The sequence below is a fragment of the Streptomyces sp. NPDC031274 genome (assembly GCF_055570235.1).
In genome coordinates this window covers 93,851-114,045 of record NZ_JBVIHP010000014.1, presented here as the reverse complement: position 1 = coordinate 114,045, position 20,195 = coordinate 93,851, and the positions used below count along the sequence as shown (strand labels likewise).

23 protein-coding genes and 1 tRNA gene are annotated in these 20,195 nt (G+C 69.7%); 14 read left to right on the top strand and 10 right to left on the bottom strand.

Annotated elements, in window-relative coordinates; translation table 11 throughout:
* The first annotated feature begins 37 nt into the window (after window positions 1-37).
* Entirely contained in the window at window positions 38-532 is a 495-nt protein-coding gene (locus ACZ5CR_RS22965; protein WP_468860337.1) for an AAA family ATPase, read from the top strand.
* Window positions 533-550: 18 nt separating this feature from the next.
* Here ACZ5CR_RS22965 and ACZ5CR_RS22960 read toward each other — a convergent pair.
* The 4 genes from ACZ5CR_RS22960 to ACZ5CR_RS22945 form a co-directional block, all read right to left on the bottom strand.
* Window positions 551-625: transfer RNA gene (locus ACZ5CR_RS22960), tRNA-Cys, on the bottom strand.
* Between the two features lie 94 nt (window positions 626-719).
* Window positions 720-926 carry a type II toxin-antitoxin system VapB family antitoxin gene (locus ACZ5CR_RS22955; protein WP_468860156.1) on the bottom strand — a complete coding sequence of 69 codons (207 nt, stop codon included), beginning with the start codon at window positions 924-926 and terminating at the stop codon, window positions 720-722.
* Between the two features lie 32 nt (window positions 927-958).
* Window positions 959-1,759, bottom strand: coding sequence for a helix-turn-helix domain-containing protein (locus ACZ5CR_RS22950; protein ID WP_468860154.1), 801 nt, complete (start codon window positions 1,757-1,759; stop codon window positions 959-961).
* A gap of 264 nt (window positions 1,760-2,023) precedes the next feature.
* Window positions 2,024-2,455, bottom strand: coding sequence for an ATP-binding protein (locus ACZ5CR_RS22945; RefSeq protein ID WP_468860152.1), 432 nt, complete (start codon window positions 2,453-2,455; stop codon window positions 2,024-2,026).
* A gap of 156 nt (window positions 2,456-2,611) precedes the next feature.
* On the opposite strand from ACZ5CR_RS22945, the gene ACZ5CR_RS22940 reads away from it, so the two are divergent.
* The 8 genes from ACZ5CR_RS22940 to ACZ5CR_RS22905 all read left to right on the top strand — a co-directional run bounded on the left by ACZ5CR_RS22940 (window position 2,612) and on the right by ACZ5CR_RS22905 (window position 9,701).
* A complete protein-coding gene (locus tag ACZ5CR_RS22940) occupies window positions 2,612-3,484 on the top strand; it encodes a helix-turn-helix domain-containing protein (RefSeq protein ID WP_468860150.1) in 873 nt (290 codons plus the stop codon).
* Window positions 3,481-3,753, top strand: a complete 273-nt coding sequence (locus ACZ5CR_RS22935) for a DUF397 domain-containing protein (protein ID WP_468860148.1) — start codon at window positions 3,481-3,483, stop codon at window positions 3,751-3,753. Before ACZ5CR_RS22940 ends, ACZ5CR_RS22935 begins: the two co-directional genes overlap by 4 nt.
* A 98-nt stretch (window positions 3,754-3,851) precedes the next feature.
* Window positions 3,852-5,306 (top strand): MFS transporter, encoded by a 1,455-nt coding sequence (locus ACZ5CR_RS22930; protein WP_468860146.1) that lies wholly within the window; start codon window positions 3,852-3,854, stop codon window positions 5,304-5,306.
* Between the two features lie 45 nt (window positions 5,307-5,351).
* A complete protein-coding gene (locus ACZ5CR_RS22925) occupies window positions 5,352-5,546 on the top strand; it encodes a CopG family transcriptional regulator (RefSeq protein WP_468860335.1) in 195 nt (64 codons plus the stop codon).
* Window positions 5,543-5,932, top strand: a complete 390-nt coding sequence (locus ACZ5CR_RS22920; protein WP_468860144.1) for a type II toxin-antitoxin system death-on-curing family toxin — start codon at window positions 5,543-5,545, stop codon at window positions 5,930-5,932. Before ACZ5CR_RS22925 ends, ACZ5CR_RS22920 begins: the two co-directional genes overlap by 4 nt.
* A gap of 110 nt (window positions 5,933-6,042) precedes the next feature.
* Window positions 6,043-7,842, top strand: a complete 1,800-nt coding sequence (locus ACZ5CR_RS22915) for a DEAD/DEAH box helicase (RefSeq protein WP_468860142.1) — start codon at window positions 6,043-6,045, stop codon at window positions 7,840-7,842.
* Between the two features lie 315 nt (window positions 7,843-8,157).
* On the top strand, window positions 8,158-8,799 hold the full coding sequence (locus tag ACZ5CR_RS22910) for an IclR family transcriptional regulator (RefSeq protein ID WP_389908412.1): 642 nt from the start codon (window positions 8,158-8,160) through the stop codon (window positions 8,797-8,799).
* 95 nt (window positions 8,800-8,894) lie between these two features.
* Window positions 8,895-9,701, top strand: coding sequence for a S16 family serine protease (locus ACZ5CR_RS22905; protein WP_468860140.1), 807 nt, complete (start codon window positions 8,895-8,897; stop codon window positions 9,699-9,701).
* 151 nt (window positions 9,702-9,852) lie between these two features.
* Here ACZ5CR_RS22905 and ACZ5CR_RS22900 read toward each other — a convergent pair whose 3' ends face one another.
* From ACZ5CR_RS22900 to ACZ5CR_RS22880, 5 genes are all read right to left on the bottom strand, one after another.
* Window positions 9,853-10,815, bottom strand: a complete 963-nt coding sequence (locus tag ACZ5CR_RS22900) for a glycine betaine ABC transporter substrate-binding protein (RefSeq protein ID WP_468860138.1) — start codon at window positions 10,813-10,815, stop codon at window positions 9,853-9,855.
* A 20-nt stretch (window positions 10,816-10,835) separates the two neighbouring features.
* Window positions 10,836-11,753, bottom strand: coding sequence for an ABC transporter permease (locus ACZ5CR_RS22895; RefSeq protein ID WP_468860136.1), 918 nt, complete (start codon window positions 11,751-11,753; stop codon window positions 10,836-10,838).
* Window positions 11,750-12,958 carry a betaine/proline/choline family ABC transporter ATP-binding protein gene (locus tag ACZ5CR_RS22890; protein WP_468860333.1) on the bottom strand — a complete coding sequence of 403 codons (1,209 nt, stop codon included), beginning with the start codon at window positions 12,956-12,958 and terminating at the stop codon, window positions 11,750-11,752. Before ACZ5CR_RS22890 ends, ACZ5CR_RS22895 begins: the two co-directional genes overlap by 4 nt.
* A gap of 76 nt (window positions 12,959-13,034) precedes the next feature.
* A complete protein-coding gene (locus tag ACZ5CR_RS22885) occupies window positions 13,035-13,682 on the bottom strand; it encodes an ABC transporter permease (protein ID WP_468860331.1) in 648 nt (215 codons plus the stop codon).
* 161 nt (window positions 13,683-13,843) lie between these two features.
* Window positions 13,844-14,314, bottom strand: coding sequence for an Lrp/AsnC family transcriptional regulator (locus ACZ5CR_RS22880; RefSeq protein WP_389908400.1), 471 nt, complete (start codon window positions 14,312-14,314; stop codon window positions 13,844-13,846).
* A 133-nt stretch (window positions 14,315-14,447) separates the two neighbouring features.
* Between ACZ5CR_RS22880 and hppD the strand changes: the two genes are divergently transcribed.
* From hppD to nthA, 4 genes are all read left to right on the top strand, one after another.
* Window positions 14,448-15,608: a 4-hydroxyphenylpyruvate dioxygenase gene (gene hppD, locus ACZ5CR_RS22875; protein WP_468860133.1), complete on the top strand. Its 1,161-nt coding sequence runs from the start codon at window positions 14,448-14,450 to the stop codon at window positions 15,606-15,608.
* A gap of 64 nt (window positions 15,609-15,672) precedes the next feature.
* Complete coding sequence (locus ACZ5CR_RS22870; protein WP_468860132.1) at window positions 15,673-15,954, top strand: hypothetical protein; 282 nt, start codon at window positions 15,673-15,675, stop codon at window positions 15,952-15,954.
* Complete coding sequence (locus tag ACZ5CR_RS22865) at window positions 15,947-16,252, top strand: SH3-like domain-containing protein (RefSeq protein WP_468860130.1); 306 nt, start codon at window positions 15,947-15,949, stop codon at window positions 16,250-16,252. The genes ACZ5CR_RS22870 and ACZ5CR_RS22865 overlap by 8 nt, the downstream gene beginning before the upstream one ends.
* Complete coding sequence (nthA, locus tag ACZ5CR_RS22860) at window positions 16,252-16,839, top strand: nitrile hydratase subunit alpha (RefSeq protein ID WP_468860128.1); 588 nt, start codon at window positions 16,252-16,254, stop codon at window positions 16,837-16,839. Before ACZ5CR_RS22865 ends, nthA begins: the two co-directional genes overlap by 1 nt.
* A 245-nt stretch (window positions 16,840-17,084) precedes the next feature.
* Here nthA and ACZ5CR_RS22855 read toward each other — a convergent pair whose 3' ends face one another.
* A complete protein-coding gene (locus tag ACZ5CR_RS22855; RefSeq protein WP_468860126.1) occupies window positions 17,085-18,659 on the bottom strand; it encodes a tetratricopeptide repeat protein in 1,575 nt (524 codons plus the stop codon).
* Between the two features lie 92 nt (window positions 18,660-18,751).
* Here ACZ5CR_RS22855 and ACZ5CR_RS22850 point away from each other — a divergent pair, with 92 nt between their 5' ends.
* Window positions 18,752-20,182 carry an FAD-binding oxidoreductase gene (locus ACZ5CR_RS22850; protein WP_468860124.1) on the top strand — a complete coding sequence of 477 codons (1,431 nt, stop codon included), beginning with the start codon at window positions 18,752-18,754 and terminating at the stop codon, window positions 20,180-20,182.
* Window positions 20,183-20,195 lie beyond the last annotated feature (13 nt).

Genomic DNA, 20,195 nt, shown 5'->3' with positions numbered 1-20,195 from the left:
GGCGCCCCTGGCCGGGGTTGTCGTCATCACCGGCATCATGGCAGCGGGCAAGTCCACGGTGGCGCAGGCACTCGCCGAGCGGCTGCCGCGCGCGGCGCACGTGCGGGGCGATGTCTTCCGCCGGATGATCGTGTCGGGCGGCCAGGAGTACGAGCCCGGGGCATCGGACGAGGCGGCGGCGCAACTCCGTCTGCGCTACGGCCTGTCGGCGTCGACGGCCGACGCTTACGCGGCTGCGGGCTTCGTCGCGGTGGTCCAGGACGTCATCCTGGGCGAGGAGTTGAAGACGTACGTGGATCTGCTGCGTACGCGTCCCGTGCACGTGGTCGTGCTCGCCCCGCGCCCGGACGCGGTTGCCGCCAGGGAGGCCGGTCGCGGCAAGACCGGTTACGGGGCATGGACCGTGGAGGCCTTGGACTCGGGAATGCGGGAGACGACGCCACGGCTCGGGCTCTGGCTGGACAGCAGTGACCTGACGGTCGACGAGACGGTGGACGCGATTCTCGCGGGGCTCGACGTGGCGCGGGTCTGAACCCTTCGGGCGGTTCTCTGGAGGCCGTGGCGGGAATCGAACCCGCGTTACTGGATTTGCAGTCCAGCCCCTAAGCCACTCGGGCACACGGCCAAGTCGTTGCTGACCTGACTCATCGAACGTAACCGTGACCGGCGGGATCGCTCAAGGGATCTCAGGCTGCTGCAACGGGACTGCCATACGGCGTTCATGATTCATGGCGTGGGGACCAGCCGAGGTCGATCGCGCCGGAGGCGACGAGCCGGGCCAGTTCACGACGGGCCTCCGCGCGCACGGAGCGCTGCCTGATCTCGGTGAGTGCCTGGTTCACGGTGTCCTTCTTGGTCGCCGTACCCAGGATCTTCTGGGCCTCGGCGAGCGCTTCGTCGTCGATGTCGATGAGCATCTTCGTCATGACCACTCCCTCACATGTATACGTCGGTCGCTCTATGCCGCTGCCGTAGTGGAGCGCACAGCACAGTCGTGGCAGTGGCCCGGACTCGGAGCGCGGAAGGCGCGGTCGCAGTGGTCGCAGTTCTGGAGGGGGTCCGGGCGTGGCGGGGCCGTCGGGGTGGCCGGGAGCGGCGGGGGCAGGAACTCCGTGAGGCGGTGGGTCAGCAGGGCTGCCGGGTGGTGGATCGGGGTCGAGGGGAGCCCCGCCGTGAGTGTGCGGCGCACCGCCTCTGGAGCGATGCCCCGGTCCAGCCATGCGGTGGCGGCCGGTGCGAGGCGGCGTACGTCGCGTTCCGTCAGCAGGAGGCGGGGGTCGTGACGCCGCAGGCCCGCGAGGAGGGTCGCGGCGGCGTCGTGCGCTTCGGGGAGGGGCGGGGGAGCTTCAGGGGGTGTGGGGGCGGGCCTCGGCGGCGGCGGGCCTGCCGCCATGGCGGGCGGGTTGTTGTACGAGACCGTTCGCGTGATCACCTGGCCAGACGGCAGACGCTCCCGGGTCCGGGTGAGGTAGCCGTGGGCCTCCAGCTCGCGCAGGGCGGCGGCGATGCGGACCTCCCCCTCGGGGAAACGCTCCGCCAGGCGTTTGATGCTGACCTTGGCGCCTGTGGGCAGCGACTGGATGTGGGCGGCCAGGCCGATCGCCGTGAGGCTCAGATCGCGATGCTGGGTGAGGTGATTGCCGACCACGGTGAAGCGCTCCGCGTGGCGGCGGTTGGCGTGCCAGATGCCGGAGGGCGGAACTGAGGTCGGAACGGAGGACGGTGCGCACGGGGGCGCGTTAAGCTGCTGATCAGCCATCGGGAAGGGGCTTTCCTTCTTGATGTCAGGCCCTCGCTTTGGGATTGCTGTCCCGGCGGGGGCCGTCTCATGTCTGCGGTTGTCGAGGCCGAGCTTGCACCGTGAACTGGCATATTCGCCAGCTGAGTTGGGTTAGATCACTCATGTGAGTGACGGCGGCGGGGTTTGGGGTGGGTGGGGAGGGTTCTCTCCCTCGTTTCTTACGTTCTTGATGTCGCGCCCCACCGCGTGCGGGGCCGCCAAGGCGAGGAAACCTCGATGGGGTCAAATAGGGGTGGACATGTCGATTTCCGCCCAGACTGTTTTGCAGGAGGTCGTGCCCGGTTCCGTGCCCCAGCGGTCGGACAGGGCGGCGACCAGGAGCAGGCCTCGGCCTGACTCGGCGTAGGCAGGCGGAAGGTGGGCTGCTCCCGGCGGTCGGCGGTCCGCCCTCGCGTCCGTCACCTCGATACGGAGCGTGGCCGCCTCGGTGAGTGTGAGCGCCAGACGGAAGCTTCTGCCGGGTACATGACCGTGCAGCGCGGCGTTGCTCGCCAGCTCGGCGACGATCTGCTCCGCCGCCTCGAACGGCAGGGCCCAGGCGCGGAGTTGCTCGCCCGCGAGCAGTCGGGCCAGGCGAGCACCCCTGCGGGTGGCGGACAGCAGGATCGTGAACTGGTGTACGGGGATCGGGGTGCGGGTGGTTTCGTGATTCACGTCACTCAGCGTGGCCGTGCGTGCGTACCGTGAACAGCGGCGCGGGCTGTGCGTACCGCGTTTGTCCCGCGCTTGTCCTGGCTTGTCCCGGCTGTCCCGGGTGACGTCCGGGTACGAGTGCGCGTTGGGCTTGGACGGTACGTCGGAGGTGGCGCGGTGGACGTGGAACGTGGCGGCGAGGGGCGTAATGACGGGGCGGACGAGCCCGGTTGGGACGTCGATCCGGAGGACGAGATCAGTGCGGTGGTCGAGATGACGGGCCACCAGCTCAAGTTGCGGAGGGAAGCGGCGGGCCTTCGCGTGGCCGAGTTCGGGGAGGCCATCGGGTACGGGGAGGACCTGATCCGGAAGATCGAGCGCGGGGCGCGGATTCCTCGTCCCGAGTATCTGGACAAGGTGGACGAGGTCCTTGACGCGGGTGGGCTTGTCTCCGCGATGAAGAAGGAGATGCGGGAGGCCCGGTATCCGAAGAAGGTGCGGGAGCTGGCGAAGCTGGAGGAGCGGGCGGTGGAGCTGGGGTTGTACAGCAACCACAACATCCATGGCCTGTTGCAGACACACGAGTTCGCATGGGCGCTGCTGGGGACGCGGCGACCCGCGTACTCGGACGAGGAACTGGAGCGCCTTGTGGCAGCGCGAATGGCTCGCCAGTCGATCTTCGAGCGTTCGCCCGCACCCGAGTTCAGCTTCGTCCAGGAAGAGGTAACACTGCGGAGGCCCATCGGAGGGACAATGGTGTTGCGCCGACAGCTTGAACGTCTGTTGGAGGTAGGGGAGTTGCGGAACGTTGAGATCCAGGTGATGCCGACGGAGCGTGGCGGTCACGCTGGGACAGGTGGTCGGATTCAGGTGCTGAAGTTCGCGGATGGTGGGGCGATGGGGCGTACCGACGATGAGTTCGCCGGTCGCCCGGTCTCTGATCCGAGGCGGCTCCGTATCCTTGAACTGCGGTATGGCATCATCCGGGCCCAGGCTCTTACGCCAGAGGAGTCCCTGGCCTTCATTGAGCACCTGCTGGGAGAGACATGATCCGCAAGGCCTCCGCTGGGGACACTTCCGAGCTGGACTGGTTCAAGAGCAGCTATAGCAGCAGCAATGAGTCCGGGGACTGCGTCGAGATCGCCCTGGAGTGGCGCAAGAGCAGCTACAGCGACAGCAGCAACGGCGAGGACTGCGTCGAGATCGCCACCACCCCCGCCACCATCCACCTCCGCGACTCCAAGAACCCCCAGGGCCCCCAACTGGCCTTCGCCCCCGCCGCATGGGGCGACTTCGTGACGTACGCGTCCGAGAGCTGACTGACCCGGAGCGAGCCAGGGACGTACGACCAAGGGACCAGAGGGGCACCGACCCCGGACAGGGGTCAAAGCCCGCCACGCCCCTTACGCTGGCAGGCATGACCGCCCTGGAACCACGCGACGCCGAAGTCGCCGCCGCCCCCATAGTCCCGCCGTCCGAGCTCCAGGGTGGAATCCTGCGCGCCCCCTACCGCGCGCTCAGCCTCGGCATCGTCTCCGTGGTCCTGCTCATCGCCTTCGAGGCGACCGCCGTCGGTACCGCGATGCCGGTGGCCGCCCGTGAGCTGAACGGCGTCTCCCTCTACGCCTTTGCCTTCTCCGCGTACTTCACGACCAGCCTCTTCGGCATGGTGCTCTCCGGGCAGTGGGCCGACCGGCGCGGGCCCCTGGGGCCGCTGGCCACCGGGATCGGGCTCTTCGCGGCGGGGCTGCTGCTCTCCGGGACCGCCGGGGCCATGTGGATGTTCATCCTGGGGCGCGCCGTGCAGGGGCTCGGCGGTGGTCTCGTCATCGTCGCGCTGTACGTCGTCGTCAGCCGGGCCTACCCGGAGCAGCTGCGTCCGTCCATCCTGGCGGCGTTCGCGGCGAGCTGGGTCGTGCCGTCCGTGGTCGGGCCGCTGGTCTCCGGGACGGTCACCGAGCAGCTCGGCTGGCGCTGGGTCTTCCTCGGAATTCCGGTGCTCGTCGCGGCGCCGCTCGCGCTCGCCCTGCCGCAGATCCGGCGCCGGGCCGCCGGGCCCGTCGACTCCGAGGCGTCCGCCGGGCCCTTCGACCGCCGCCGCATCCGGCTCGCGCTCGGGATCTCGCTGGGCGCCGGGCTCCTCCAGTACGCGGGCCAGGACCTGCGCTGGCTCTCGCTGCTGCCCGCTGTCCTCGGCGCCGCCGTCCTCGTACCCGCCGTCCTCGGGTTGCTCCCGCCCGGCACGTACCGGGCCGCCCACGGCCTGCCCTCCGTGGTGCTGCTTCGCGGCATCGCCGCCGGATCGTTCATCGCCGCCGAGTCCTTCGTGCCGCTGATGCTCGTCACCCAGCGCGGGCTCTCGCCGACCATGGCGGGGCTCTCGCTCGCCGTGGGCGGTGCGACCTGGGCGTTCGGGTCGTTCGTACAGTCGCGGCCGGGCATGGAGCCGTACCGGACCCGGCTCATGGTCGTCGGGATGCTCCTGGTCGCCGCCGCCATCGCTACCGCGCCCACGGTCCTGATCGACGCCGTCCCGGTGTGGATCGTGGCGGTGGCCTGGGCTTTCGGCTGCCTCGGCATGGGCACGGTCATCGGGTCCACCAGCGTCCTGCTCCTTCGGCTCTCGCCGCCGAAGGACGCGGGGGCCAACTCCGCCGCCCTCCAGATTTCGGACGGCCTGTCCAACGCCCTGCTCCTGGCTGCGGGCGGCGCCGCCTTCGCCGCGCTGGGCGGCGGCATGGTGGGCGCGCACGGCTCCACCGGGGCGGGCGGCTCACATCCCGGGGCCTTCGTCGCCGTGTTCCTGCCGATGGCGGTGGTCGCGCTGGTGGGGGCTTGGGTGGCTACGCGGCTGCGGGAGCGATCGCTCTGAGCGGTATCCGTTGACCCTCAGTGACGGTACCGTTTTCGCGTGGTCATGCACCTGAATCTTCGTGACGATCAGACCGCGGCGCTGAAGCGCCGCGCCGCCGAGGAGGGCACGAGCGTGCACGCCATCGTGCTGCGGGCGGTGGACGACTACCTGGCCGGGACGGTCCACGAGACTCGCGTGCGCACGGCCGCCGACGAGCAGACAGTCAAGTGGGCCGAGCTTCTGGAGCGGCTCAAGTGACCTGTGTTCATCTGGTCGCCGAAGACGTTCTGTTGATCGCCGAGCGGGTGGTCGGCGGCCCACCCCCGCGTGTGCGGGACCTGGGTCTTGTGGCGTTTGCCGTGCACCGCCATGGGGCGGTGGTGTTCGGTCGGAGTGCCTACACCGATGTGTTCGAGAAGGCAGCGGCGCTGCTTCAGTCGCTTGCCGCGAACGGCCCTTTCGTCGATGGCAACAGGCGCACCGCATGGGTGTCGTGCGTCGTCTTCCTCGCCATGAACGACGTGCGGTTGCGACCTGACGTCGACGCGGTCGAACGCCTGGTCGTCGCCGTCGCCGCGGGTGAAGTGGACGACGTGAAGGTGATTTCCGAGGCGCTGCGCGAGCTGGCCGAACCGCCGGTGTGAGACCTGTCGCACCCGCTCGGCTCCCCGTGCCGTTCTTCGCGGCGCGTCAACCCGCACCGGTAGGGTGGCCCGGTTGTCGTACGTACCCGAGCTGCCAAAAACCGGAGACCGTGACTACCACCGCCGCCAACTCCGCCTCCTCTCACCACCTCTCTCCCGCCTTCCCCGGCCGCGCCCCCTGGGGCACCGCCAACAAGCTGCGCGCCTGGCAGCAAGGGGCGATGGAGCGGTACCTCCAGGAGCAGCCGCGTGACTTCCTCGCCGTCGCGACACCCGGCGCAGGCAAGACGACGTTCGCGCTGACGCTCGCCTCCTGGCTGCTGCACCACCATGTCGTGCAGCAGGTGACGGTGGTCGCGCCGACCGAGCATCTGAAGAAGCAGTGGGCGGAGGCCGCGGCCAAGATAGGGATCAAGCTGGATCCCGAGTACAGCGCAGGGCCGCTCAGCAAGGAGTACCAAGGCGTCGCCATCACGTACGCCGGTGTCGGCGTGCGGCCCATGCTGCACCGCAACCGCGTCGAGCAGCGCAAGACCCTGGTGATCCTCGACGAGATCCACCACGCCGGTGACTCGAAGTCGTGGGGCGAGGCCTGCCTCGAAGCCTTCGAGCCCGCTACGCGGCGCCTCGCGCTCACCGGCACGCCCTTCCGGTCCGACACCAACCCGATCCCCTTCGTCGCGTACGAGGAAGGGAACGACGGCATCCGGCGGTCGGCCGCCGACTACACGTACGGATACGGGAGCGCGCTCGGCGACGGCGTCGTCCGGCCCGTCATCTTCCTCTCCTACTCCGGCAACATGCGGTGGCGGACCAAGGCCGGTGACGAGATCGCGGCGCGGCTCGGCGAGCCGATGACCAAGGACGCCATCTCGCAGGCCTGGCGCACCGCCCTGGACGCGCGTGGCGAGTGGATGCCGAACGTGCTGAAGGCCGCCGATCAGCGGCTGACCGAGGTCAGGAAGGCGATTCCGGACGCCGGCGGCCTCGTCATCGCATCCGACCAGGACTCCGCGCGCTCCTACGCCAAGCTGATCCGCGAGCTCACCGGGGAGAAGGCCACCGTCGTCCTCTCCGACGACACGGGCGCGTCCAAGCGGATCGACGACTTCACCGCGAGCGACGACCGGTGGATGGTCGCGGTCCGGATGGTCTCCGAGGGCGTCGACGTGCCGCGCCTCGCGGTGGGTGTGTACGCGACCACCATCTCGACGCCGCTCTTCTTCGCCCAGGCCGTGGGCCGTTTCGTACGTTCCCGGCGGCGCGGCGAGACCGCGTCGGTCTTCCTGCCCACCGTCCCCGACCTCCTCGGCCACGCCAACGAGATGGAGGTCGAGCGCGACCACGTGCTCGACAAGCCGAAGAAGGAAGGGGAAGAGGACCCCTACGCCGAGTCCGAGAAGGAGATGGACGAGGCGAACAAGGAGGAGGACGAGGACACCGGCGAGCAGGAGCAGTTCTCCTTCGAGGCGCTTGAGTCCGATGCCGTCTTCGACCGGGTTCTTTTCGACGGCGCCGAGTTCGGGATGCAGGCGCACCCCGGGAGCGAGGAGGAGCAGGACTATCTGGGCATCCCCGGGCTCCTCGAACCCGACCAGGTGCAGATGCTGCTCCAGAAGCGGCAGGCCCGGCAGATCGCGCACAGCAAGAAGCGGCCCGACGACGAGGCCGACCTGCTCGAACTGCCCGCCGAGCGGCGGCCCGTGGTCTCCCACAAGGAGATGCTCGAACTGCGCAAGCAGCTCAACACGATGGTCGGCGCGTACTCCCACCAGAGCGGGAAGCCGCACGGTGTGATCCACACCGAACTGCGCCGCACGTGCGGCGGCCCGCCCAGCGCGGAGGCCACCGCCGGGCAGCTGCGGCAGCGGATCGCGAAGGTCGGGGAGTGGGCCACCCGCATGAAGTAGGGCGGGCCGGTCTTCCGGCGGGAGCGGACGGGTGGGTTCCGTGTGCGGAAATCGTGCAAGCGTCCGCCCGGAGCGCACCGCGTATAGGGGCATTGCGCCCCTAACAGCTCGTCTCATGACCGGATTCTGGACGGAGTCTTCCGCTGAGCGGGACGGCCTCGCTAATGTCCCCGAAACGTACACGCCCCGTGGCAGCGCCGCCGCGGAGCGCAGCCGGAGTTCCGACCGGCGGCCTCTGACGCGCGTCGCCCACGGGACCGGCGACGCAACCGCCGCGTAAAGGGGCCGTCGACCCTCATCTAAGGAGTGGGCGTCGTGACCGCGGAGACTTCCCAGACGCTCGACCGAGGACTGCGCGTCCTCAAACTGTTGGCCGACACCGATCACGGGCTCACCGTCACCGAGCTTTCGAACAAGCTCGGTGTGAACCGCACCGTGGTGTACCGCCTCCTCGCCACGCTGGAGCAGCACGCGCTGGTCCGCCGTGACCTGGGCGGCCGTGCCCGCGTCGGACTCGGAGTGCTGCGGCTCGGCCGCCAGGTGCATCCGCTGGTGCGGGAGGCCGCGCTGCCCGCGCTGCGCTCCCTAGCCGAGGACATAGGGGCGACCGCGCACCTGACCCTCGTCGACGGCACCGAGGCACTCGCCGTCGCCGTCGTCGAGCCCACCTGGACGGATTACCACGTGGCCTACCGCACCGGCTTCCGGCACCCCCTGGACCGGGGCGCCGCGGGCCGGGCGATCCTCGCCGCGAGGCAGGGGCTCGCCACCGATCCGGGGTACGCGCTCACGCACGGGGAACTGGAGGCGGGCGCGAGTGGAGCGGCGGCGCCGCTGGTCGGCGTGACCGGGGTGGAGGGGAGCGTCGGCGTCGTCATGCTGGCGGACTCCGTGCCGGAGCGGGTGGGGCCGCGGGTGGTGGACGCGGCACGGGAAGTGGCCGACGCGTTGAGGTGAGGCCCCTGTGGCGTACCGTCGATCACCGGCTCCGCCGAGTTCGTCCCCAGACGCCGGACGGGCTCGTCCGTCCCACCGCACGTTAGATTGATCCCGTGTTCTCCCTCTCTCGTCTCACGCGTCCCCAGGTCATCGCCGTCTGTGCCGTCCCCGTGGTCGCCCTGTTCGCGGTCGCCGCCCTCGCGCCGCTGCCGTTCGCCGTGGCCCAGCCGGGGTCGACGGCGAACGTGCTCGGCACGAGCGAGGGCAAGCGGGTCATCTCGATCACCGGCGCGCCCACCCGCGAGACGAGCGGGCAGCTGCGGATGACGACGATCGTGGCCACGGGGCCCGACATGGACGTGAGCCTGAGCGACGTGGTGGACGGCTGGTTCCGTACGGACCGTGCCGTGATGCCCAAGGACTCGGTGTACCCCACGGGCAACAACGTGAAGGAAGTCGAGAAGCACAACCTCGGCGACATGAAGAAGTCGCAGGACACGGCCACGAAGGCCGCGCTCTCCTACCTCGACGCGAACGGCGTGGACGGCACCGACAAGGTGAAGGTGAAGGTCGACCTCGGCAAGGTCGGGGGCCCGAGCGCGGGCCTCTTCCTCTCGCTCGGCATCATCGACCTGATCGACGGCAACGGCAGCGGCGGAGACCTGACGGGCGGCCGGAAGATCGCGGGCACCGGCACGATCGCCGACGACGGCGAGGTCGGCCCGGTCGGCGGTGTCTCGATGAAGACCCAGGCCGCGAAGCGGGACGGGGCGACGGTCTTCCTGGTCCCCGAGGCCGAGTGCTCGGACGCTCAGGCGGAGCTGCCGAAGGGGCTGCGGCTGATTCCGATCACGACACTGAAGGGCACGGTTGACGCGTTGCGTTCCCTGGAGCGGGGCGGGAAGGTTCCGAGCTGCTGACCAGCCGCAGCCCCAACTCGACCAGGGCCCAGCCCAGTTGAGTACGGAGGCGGGGGTGCCTCTGTAAGGGTGCCGCGCGGTGGAGCTCGGCGGCGCGGGTGTGGTGCAGCCGCAGATGGATGTCGGGGTGCATGCCCGGATTCGAGCGGCGTCACTCCTTGACGAACCCCTCCTTCACCAACCACTCCTTGGCCACCTCATGCGGGTCCTGGCCGTCCACATCCACCTTGGAGTTCAGCTCCTGGGCCACCGTGTTGTTCAGCTTCTTCGTGATGGGGTCCAGGACCTTCTCGATCTCCGGATGCTCCTTCAGGGCCTTGCTGTTGATCTCCGGGGCGGCGTTGTAGTTGGGGAAGAAGTGCTTGTCGTCCTTCATCACCGACAGGTCCATCGCCTTGATGCGGCCGTCCGTGGTGAAGACCTCGCCGAACACGCACGACCCCTTGGAGACCTGGGTGTAGATGATCCCGGTGTCCATCTTGGTGATGTTGGAGTTGGGGATCTTCATCCCGTACTCCTTCTGCATGCCGGGCAGACCGTCCTCCCGCGAGGAGAACTCGCTCTCCACGCACAGCGTGACCGCCTTCGGGTCCGACTTCGACAGGGCCGCCACGTCGGAGAGCGTCTTCGGCTTGTACTTGGCCTCGTTCTTCTTGTTGATGGCAAGCGCGTAGGTGTTGTTGAGGTCGGCGGGCGGCAGCCAGGTGACGCCGTTCTTCGCGTCCGCCTTGCGCACCGCCTCCCACTGCTTGTGCGGGTCGTCGATGGGCTCGGAGTTGCCGAGGTACGTGATCCAGGCGGTGCCCGTGTACTCGTACATGGCGTCCGCGTCACCGCTCTTGACGGCCTCGCGGGCGCCGATCGAACCCTGGATGCCCGTCCGGTCGAGGACATCCGCGCCGGCCGCCTCGAAGGCGATGCCCATGATCGCGCCGAGGACCAGCTGCTCGGTGAACTCCTTGGACGCGACGGTGAGGTCGGCGCCCTTCAGGGGCAGCCCCTTGCCGACCGTGCCCGGCTTGACGTCGTCCACCATCGGGCTGCCGCTGGTGAGGCCGCAGCTCACCAGGAGAGCCCCGCCCACGGCGCCGACGGCCGCCGTACGCAACGTCATCCTCATCCTCGTTCTCGTCCTCATGACCCGGCCTCCAGTCCGCGCGGACGCAGGACCAGCTCGGCCAGGGAGGCCAGCCAGTCCACGAGCAGCGCGAGCGCGATCGTCAGGATCGAGCCGAGCATGAGCACCGGCATCCGCTGGTTGGTGATCCCGGTGGTGATGAGGTCGCCGAGCCCGCCGCCACCGCCGAACGTGGCGAGCGTCGCCGTGCCCACGTTCAGGACGAGCGCGGTGCGCACACCCGCCAGGATCAGCGGTACGGCCAGCGGGAGTTCGACCTTGCCGAGGACTCCCCATGCCGACATGCCGATGCCGCGCGCGGCTTCGAGCAGGGTCGGGTCGTTGGCGTTCAGGCCCGCGATCGTGTTGGAGAGCACCGGCAGGACGGCGTAGATGATGATGCCGATCAGGGCCGCCTTCTCGCCGATGCCGATCCAGATCACCAGGAGGGCCAGGAGGCCGATCGCCGGTGTCGCCTGGCCGATGTTGGCCAGGGCCATCGCGACGGGCGCCCCCTTGCGGAGCTTCTTGCGGGTCAGCAGGATGCCGAGCGGGATCGCGATGATCAGCACGAAGAAGGTGGAGATCACCGTCAGTTGGATGTGCTGGCGGAGCCTGAGCCAGACGTTGCCATCCGCCAGGGCGTTCGTGGAGATCGAGTCCAGGTCGGCCTGCTGGAACCACCACCAGGTGAGCAGCAGGAGCACGATCAGGAACACGGGCAGGACGGTCAGCTTCTGCCATCCGATCCGCCGCCGCGCCCGGCCCGTGGCCGACGCCGATGGCGGGGGCGCCTCCTGCTCGGCGGCCTCGCCCGTGTCGCGGAAGGGGTGGCCCTTGACCTCGTGCTCGCCGTCGGGCCGCGGGCCGGGTCCGTCGCCGGGCGACGGCGTGTGCTCGGGGAACCGGGGGTCGCTCCCGGGGGTGCCGCTCACGCCTGTGCCGCCCCTCCGTCGCCCTCCTGCTCGTGATGGGTCAACAGGGAACGCTGTTCCTGCAGTTCGTGCTGGTGCTCCACGGCGTCGAGCCGGTCGGCCTCCAGCATCTCGTGGACGGAGTTCATCAGCGTCTGCATGTCCACGACGCCGGTGAACTCGCCGCGCCGCCCGGTGACCGCGACCCGCCCCGCGTTGTCCGTGAGGACCGCTTCGAGCGCGTCGCGCAGGGTGGCGTCGCGGGTGACCGTGTCGTGGACGAGAGTGCCCGCGCGGGCCAGCGACCCCTCGGCGCGCATCAGATCGCCGCGCCGCAGCCACTTGTAGGGGCGGCGCCGCTTGTCGAGGAGCAGCAGTTCGTTCGTGCCGCTGTCACGCAGCTTGTCGAAGATGTCCTGGAGCGGATCGTCGACGGTCACCGTCGCGAAGTCGGCGATCTCCACATCGCGTACGCGGGTGAGGTTGAGCCGCTTCAGAGCCGCGCCCGCCCCCACGAAACCGGAGACGAAGTCGTCGGCGGGGTTGGTGAGGATGGCTTCCGGGGTGTCGAACTGCGCGATGTGCGAGCGCTCCCGCAGCACCGCGATGCGGTCGCCGAGCTTGATGGCCTCGTCGAAGTCGTGCGTGACGAAGACGATCGTCTTGTGCAGTTCGTGCTGGAGCCGGATCAGCTCGTCCTGGAGGTGGTCGCGGGTGATCGGGTCGACCGCGCCGAACGGCTCGTCCATCAGGAGGACGGGCGGATCGGCGGCCAACGCCCTCGCGACCCCCACGCGCTGCTGCTGACCGCCGGAGAGCTGGCGCGGATAGCGGCCGTGGAACTCGGCCGGGTCGAGCCCGACGAGGTCGAGCATCTCCTCGACCCGGTTCTTGATCTTCGACTTCCCCCAGCCGATCATCTTCGGCACGAGGGCGATGTTCTGGGCGACCGTCATGTGCGGGAAGAGCCCGGACGACTGGATCGCGTACCCGATCTTGCGGCGCAGCTTGACCGGGTCCATGTCGGTGACGTCCTCGCCGCCGATGCGGATGCGGCCGCTTGTCGGTTCGATGAGCCGGTTGATCATCTTCAGGGTGGTCGACTTACCGCAGCCCGATGGACCGACGAGGATGACGATCTCGCCCGCCTTGATCTCCATGCTGACGCTGTCCACCGCGGGGTCGCTGGTGCCCGCGTACCGCTTGGTGAGGTTCTCCAGCTCGATCGTCGCGCCCGTGGTGTCGTTCGGGGCCGCCGCACCCGCGGCCGTCGCCCCGTCGTCGGTGTTGGTCGCGGTGGTCTCAGACACGGATACCCCTAGAGATGGTCAGGCGGCCGATCAGTACGTACGCGGCGTCGAAGAGCAGCGCCAGGATGATGATGCCGAGCGTGCCCGCGAGCACCTGGTTGAGCGCGTTCTTGCTGCCGAGCGAGCCGATGCCGCGGAAGATCTCGTTGCCGAGGCCGGGGCCCGACGCGTACGCGGCGATGGCCGCGATGCCCATCAGCATCTGCGTGGAGACGCGGATGCCGGTCAGGATCGGCGGCCAGGCGAGCGGCAGCTCGACCCTGACGAGACGCGCGGCGCGCGACATGCCGATGCCCTTCGCCGCGTCGACCAGGGAGGGATCGACGCCGCGCAGGCCCACGATGGCGTTGCGCACGATGGGGAGCAGGCCGTAGAGGGTCAGGGCGATGACCGTCGGGGCGACACCGAGGCCGACGACGGGGATCAGCAGACCGATCATGGCGAGCGACGGGATGGTCAGGATGGTGGAGGTCGCGGTCGTGGCCAGGTTGCCCGCCCAGTCGCTGCGGTACGTGATGACGCCGATCAGCACCCCGATGACGGTCGCCACGACCATGCACTGGAAGACCGCACTGGCGTGCTGATACGCGTCCGTCAGCAACTGCTGGTGGCGGTTGCCGAGGTAGTCCCAGAAGTTCACTGAACTGCTCACCTCGCCCAGGCGCGGTTCAGACGGCGCCGGGAGTCTCCCGGTGCCCGCGTGCCGCGTACGTCGTGGGGGCGTACCGCGCTGTGTCCGTTCGGCTGTTCGCTGTGTCTTTTCGGCCGCTGTCCGACCGCTCGTTCTCTTGTCTACCCGCGTCAGGTGTCCTCTGACGCCTGCTCCACCAGGGGGATGATCCGCAGCGGAACAGGGTTCTCCATGACGATCGCCGTGGAGGCCCGGACGATGCCATCAAAACCCAGGACGCGGTCGATCACACGTTGGAGATCCGCGTTCGAACGGGCGACGAGACGGCAGAGCATGTCTCCGTGGCCGGTGATGGTGTGCAGTTCGAGGACCTCCGCGACGGTGGCCAAATGCGCCCGTACGTCGGCGCCCTGGCCCTGTTTGATCTCCAGGGTGGCGAAGGCGGTGACGGGGTAGCCCAGGGCGGCGGGGTCGACCTCGGGACCGAAGCCGCGGATGACTCCGTTCGACTGAAGACGGTCCATCCGGGCCTGCACGGTCCCGCGCGCGACGCCGAGCCGGCGCGACGCCTCCAGGACGCCGATGCGGGGTTCGCGCGCGAGCAGCACGATGAGCCTGCCGTCCAGATGATCGATCGTCATGGCGTGTTCTTCTCCGCTCGTGGGGTGGTCATCATGTACAGATAGCCCGCTGACGGTGACCTCTCACTGGGCAGATTGACCACTGAATACGCAAACTATTGCGCACCTTGCGATACGGCGGGAGCCTGCGGACATGGCGACTACTGCGAACACCCAGCACACGGCCACCACCCCCCACACCGCGCGCGAGGCCGACCCCTTCCCGGTCAAGGGAATGGACGCGGTCGTCTTCGCCGTGGGCAACGCCAAGCAGGCGGCGCACTACTACTCCACGGCCTTCGGCATGAAACTCGTGGCGTACTCGGGCCCGGAGACGGGCAGCCGCGAGACCGCGTCGTACGTGCTCACCAACGGCGGCGCCCGCTTCGTCCTGACCTCCGTCATCAAGGCCTCGACGGACTGGGGCCACTTCGTCGAGGGCCATGTCGCCGAGCACGGCGACGGCGTCGTCGACCTCGCCATCGAGGTGCCGGACGCGCGCGCCGCGTACGAGTACGCCGTCGAGCACGGTGCCCGCGGGATCACCGAGCCCTACGAGGTCAAGGACGAGAACGGCACGGTCGTCCTCGCCGCCATCGCGACGTACGGCAAGACCCGCCACACCCTCGTCGACCGCACCGGCTACGACGGCCCCTACCTGCCCGGCTACTCCGCCGCTTCCCCGATCGTCGAGCCGCCCGCCAAGCGCACCTTCCAGGCGATCGACCACTGCGTCGGCAACGTCGAGCTCGGCAAGATGAACGAGTGGGTCGCCTTCTACAACAAGGTCATGGGCTTCACGAACATGAAGGAGTTCGTGGGCGACGACATCGCCACGGAGTACAGCGCGCTGATGTCGAAGGTGGTCGCGGACGGCACCCTCAAGGTGAAGTTCCCCATCAACGAGCCGGCCATCGCCAAGAAGAAGTCCCAGATCGACGAGTACCTGGAGTTCTACGGCGGCGCGGGCGTCCAGCACATCGCGCTCGCCACGAACGACATCGTGGAGTCCGTACGCACCATGCGCGCGGCCGGCGTCCAGTTCCTCGACACGCCGGACTCGTACTACGACACGCTGGGGGAGTGGGCGGGCGAGACGCGCGTCCCCGTCGACATCCTGCGCGAGCTGAAGATCCTGGTCGACCGCGACGAGGACGGCTACCTGCTCCAGATCTTCACCAAGCCGGTCCAGGACCGCCCGACGGTCTTCTTCGAGATGATCGAGCGGCACGGCTCGATGGGCTTCGGCAAGGGCAACTTCAAGGCCCTGTTCCAGGCGATCGAGCGGGAGCAGGAGAAGCGGGGCAACCTCTAGGACCAAGCGGGGCAACCTCCAGGACCCCGGGACCCCGGCGCCCGTCGCTGGCTAGAGTGCGGGCATGGCCAGGATCAATGACGTCGGCGGGATGACGGGCTTCGGGCCCGTCGACACCACCGACGACACGGAGCCCTTCCACGCGGACTGGGAGGCGCGGGTGTTCGCGCTCAACAGTGCGCTGGTGCGTGAAGGCGTCTACAACCTGGACGAGTTCAGGGACGCGGTGGAGACGATGCCGCCGGGGGAGTACCTGGCGGCGTCGTACTACGAGCGGTGGTTCCACGCGATCCGGGTGTTGCTGGTGCGCAAGGGCGTGGTGGCGGAGGGTGAGCTGGATGCCTGACGACCGGTTCGCTCCGGGCGCCCGCGTCCGCACCGTCCACCACGACCCGCCCCACCACACCCGCCTGCCGCGTTACGCCCGGGGCAAGCGGGGCGTGGTCCTCGAACCCGAGGGGCGGCACGCGCTGGCGGACGTCAGCTCGCTGGGGCGGGGGGACGCGCCGGTGGAGCAGGTGTACGCGGTGCGGTTCGCCGCGCGGGAGCTGTGGGGCGAGGGGGACCACGGGGTGGTCCTTGACCTGTGGGAGAGCTACTTGGAATCGGCACCGGAATCGGCACCGGAATCGGGGGCCAACTGATGTCCGGTACGCACTCGGATGCGGCGATCTCCCGCCAAGTGCGGGAGTTGGAAGCCCTGTTGGAGGAGCGGGGGATCGTCGCCGGGGCCGTGCTGGACGAGGCCCTCGACGCGTTCCTCGCCGGGTCGTCCCCGCTGAACGGGGCGCGGGTCGTCGCACGGGCCTGGACGGACCCGGAGTTCAAGGAGCGCCTGCTCGCGGACGGTACGTCCGCGGTGGCGGAGCTGGGTTACGCGGCGGGCGGCGTCCAGCCGCAGCGCCTCCGGGTGGTGGAGAACACCGCCCACACTCACAACGTGGTCGTCTGCACGCTCTGCTCCTGCTATCCGGTGCGGCTGCTCGGGCCTTCTCCCAGCTGGTACAAGAGCGAGGCGTATCGGTCGCGGGTGGTGCGGGAACCGAGGGCCGTGCTGGCGGAGTTCGGCCTCGTGCTGCCCTCCGAGACGGGGATCACGGTGTGGGACTCCAGCGCGGAGACCCGCTACATGGTCCTGCCTCTGCGGCCTGCGTCCACTGACTCCCTCACGGAGCCTGCCCTCACCGGCCTGATCACCCGCAACGCGTTGATCGGTACGGCTCGCTTGTAGCGGACGTGAGCGTGGGCGCCTGGTCCTGTCCCGGCGCTCCGCGCCGGATGTTTTCCCGCCCACCCGCCCATTACCCCGCGTGCAACCGTGCACGCGGGGCGCCTGCTCGTCGCCCACCACCGCCTCCCGATCGCCCCGCACCGTGGTGGTTTTCCCGTAGCCCTGTGATGCGGGGTGATCGGGTGGGTGGGTGGGAGGCATCCGGCGCGCAGCGCCGGGACAGGACCCTGGGTGAAGAGGTGGGGTCAGCTCTGTCGGGTTGGCCTAGGGGCAGAGGGCCGCGGGGGTGCTGCCGCCGGAGGGGGCGCGGGGGCGTACATCTGGTCCGGGCCGCCGTCCGGGGGCTCGCCCAGGGACTTCAGAGCCTCCCTGGCCTCCGGGGCGAGGAGAGGGGAGAAATGGGGGTTCAGGCGCAGCGCCTCACCGATGTGCCGCCGCGCCGCCCCGTACCTGCCGAGCTCCCGCTCGATCTCACCCCGGTGATACGCGAACACCGCACTCCGCGGCCCCTTGTCCGTGGCCCGCGTCGCCAGTTTCAGGGCCTCCTCGTCCTCACCGGCCCGGTGCAGCGCCCAGCCCAACGCGTCCGCCACCTCCGGACTCCCATGGCGCTTGAACTCCGCCCGCAGCCGGTCCACCGCCTCGTCCGCGTCCCCGTGGTCCGCCTCGAAGAGGCCGAGGATCCGTTCGTCGTTGACGCCGTTGACCCCCTCCTGCTTCACCCGGGCCCGCAGCACGTCGTACTGCGCCCGTGCGGCCGGCGTCAGGCGCAGCGACTCGTACAACTCGCCAAGGGCCAGGGCGTACTCCGGTGCGGGCTGCCTGACCAGCGCGTTCTGGTAGGAACGTAGCGCCTCCGACGTACGGCCGAGAGCCGCGAGCGCCCGGCCCTTCCCGGCGAGGGAGGGGTGGTGGTCCGGGTCAGAGGCCAGTGCCGCGTCGTAGTAGCGCAGGGCCTCCGACGGCTCGCCCCGCTCCCACGCCAGCTCGCCCTCCAGGTACAGGCAGGCCGCCTTCTGCGCGGGCCCCTCCGCCAGCGCCGCCGCGTCCATCAGCGCCACGGCCGCGTTCTCGCGCCAGCCGCGGTCCCGGTAGACCTGCCCGGAGCGCGCCATCACGGAGGTGGCGTTCGCGTTCAGTTCCTGGAGGGATTCCAGGGCCTTGTCCGCGCCCTTCGCGTCGCCCAGGCCGCTGTACGCGTCGATCAGGGAGGGATACGCCGACCACCTCTTCGGCGCGAGCGCGACCGCGCTCTGGGCCCACTTCTTCGCCCCGCGGTAGTCGTGCCGCGCGTTCGCGAGCACCGCCATGCCGGTCAGCGCCCGCGCGTTCCCCTGCGGCCGGGTCTTCAGGGACGTACGCAACGCCTTCTCGGCCCTGGGGTAGTACGCGGAGTCCGCGGTCCGCTGCCCTCGCTCGACGTAGGCGGCCCCGAGCACCGCCCACGACTCGTCGTCACCGGGATTCTCGCGCAGGTGCGCCTCGCGCTCCCCGATCAGGACGGTGAGGTCGGGCAGCGCCGCCGGAGCCCCGGCACCCGCCGCCGCCATCGCCCGCCCGGCGGGACCGAGAGCGGGCGGCGCCGCCTTCCCGCCCCCGTCGGGCCGCAGCACCAGTACGCCGCCGAGCACCACGCACCCGGCGACGGAGCCGATCAGCGCCCGCCGCACGAGAGGGGAGCGGCGCGAGCCCCGTGGCGACTCGCTCCGGACGGCGGGCGCGGACGCGGGTGACGGCCGCTGTTCCTTCCCGTCCTTCCCGTCCCGCTCGTCCTTCTCGTCCCTCTCGGTCACGGGCTCGGACCGGCTCTCGATGTCCATGGCGCTCACTGTGCGTCAATACGAAGAGCACATCCCGGCATGCGGACCGGCGTCGCACACGGGTTCACACCGATGGCCCCGGGTGCGAGGCTGTGATCATGAGCCGCACACTCATCGAACTCCTCCTAGAGGGCCACGAGGGCCACGAGGGCCACGACGGCCACGACGGCCATGAGGGCCACGGCGGCCTTCCCGCCGATGCCGTCCTCACGGACCCCGACATCACGTCCTCCTACGCGAACGACATGGCGAGCTTCTGCGACGCGGGCACCCCGGCCGTCGTCGTCCTGCCGCGCACCGTCGAACAGGTCCAGCACGTCATGCGCACGGCGACCGAGCTACGGATCCCGGTGGTGCCGCAGGGCGCCCGCACGGGCCTCTCGGGCGGCGCGAACGCCAGCGAGGGCTGCATCGTGCTGTCCCTGGTCAAGATGGACCGCATCCTGGAGATCAACCCCGTCGACCGGATCGCGGTCGTCGAACCCGGCGTCGTCAACGCCACGCTCTCCCGCGCGGTGAACGAACACGGTCTCTACTACCCGCCGGACCCGTCCAGTTGGGAGACGTGCACCATCGGCGGGAACATCGGCACCGCCTCGGGCGGCCTGTGCTGCGTGAAGTACGGGGTGACGGCGGAGTACGTCCTCGGTCTCGACGTCGTCCTCGCCGACGGGCGGCTCATGAGCACCGGACGGCGCACGGCCAAGGGCGTCGCCGGTTACGACCTCACACGCCTGTTCGTCGGCTCCGAGGGCAGCCTCGGCATCGTCGTCCGCGCGACCCTCGCCCTGAAGCCACAGCCGCCCCAACAGCTGGTGCTCGCCGCCGAGTTCGGCTCGGCGAAGGCCGCGTGCGACGCCGTATGCAAGATCATGGAAGGGGGGCACGTCCCCTCACTCCTTGAACTGATGGACCGTACGACCATCAGGGCCGTGAACGCGCTTGCCAACATGGGACTCCCGGAGACCACCGAAGCACTGCTGCTCGCCGCCTTCGACACCGCGGACCCGGCCGCCGACCTCGCGGCCGTCGGTGCGCTCTGCGAGGCCGCGGGTGCCACCCAGGTGGTCCCGGCCGAGGACGCTGCCGAGTCCGAACTGCTGCTCCAGGCGCGGCGGTTGTCGCTCACCGCGCTCGAAGCCGTCAAGGGCACGACGATGATCGACGACGTGTGCGTGCCGCGCTCGAAGCTCGCCGACATGCTCGAAGGCGTCGACCGCATCGCCGATAAGTACAGCCTCACGATCGGGGTCTGCGCGCACGCGGGCGACGGCAACACCCACCCCACCGTCTGTTTCGACGCGGCCGACCTCGACGAGGGCCGCCGCGCCCGTGAGTCCTTCGACGAGATCATGGCCCTGGGCCTGGAACTCGGCGGCACGATCACCGGCGAGCACGGCGTGGGCGTCCTCAAGAAGGAGTGGCTCGCCCGCGAGATCGGCCCGGTGGGCGTGGAGGTGCAGCGCTCCATCAAGGCCGCCTTCGACCCGCTCTCCCTCCTCAACCCCGGCAAGCTGTTCTGATCCCGGTCCTCAC